The sequence below is a fragment of the Streptomyces sp. 7R007 genome, from assembly GCF_054850255.1.
The window spans coordinates 1-544 of record NZ_JBTWMV010000163.1 but is presented as its reverse complement, the minus strand read 5'-3'; the positions used below and the strand labels follow the sequence as shown (position 1 = coordinate 544).

The window sequence follows — 544 nt, the reverse complement described above, 5'->3', positions numbered from 1 at the left end:
CTCCTCGGCCGACAGCTGGTACTCCGGTGTCGGCAACCTCGACGTGCACTACTCCTCGGGCCCCGCGAACCACATGTTCTACCTGCTGTCCGAGGGCAGCGGCAGCAAGACCATCAACGGCGTCACCTACAACAGCCCGACCTCCGACGGCGTCGCCGTCGCCGGCATCGGCCGGGCCGCGGCCCTGCAGATCTGGTACAAGGCGCTGACGACGTACATGACGTCCAGCACCAACTACGCCGGCGCCCGCACCGCCGCCCTCAACGCCGCCGCCGCCCTGTACGGCACCGGCTCCACCCAGTACGCCGGGGTGGGCAACGCCTTCGCGGGCATCAACGTCGGCAGTCACATCACGGTGCCGAGCAGCGGCGTGACGGTCACCAACCCGGGCAGCCAGTCCTCGACCGTCGGCACGGCGGTGAGCCTGCAGATCTCGGCCAGCAGCACCAACAGCGGCTCCCTGACGTACGCCGCGTCCGGTCTGCCGAGCGGCCTGTCGATCAACAGCTCCACGGGTCTGATCTCCGGCACCCCGACGACGGCC

Annotated in this window: 1 protein-coding gene; it reads left to right on the top strand. The window is 69.9% G+C overall.

Annotation, left to right across the window (positions count from 1 at the left end):
• A partial coding sequence (locus ACYF6T_RS44610; RefSeq protein ID WP_461703714.1) for a M4 family metallopeptidase occupies positions 1–544 on the top strand: 544 nt, incomplete at both ends.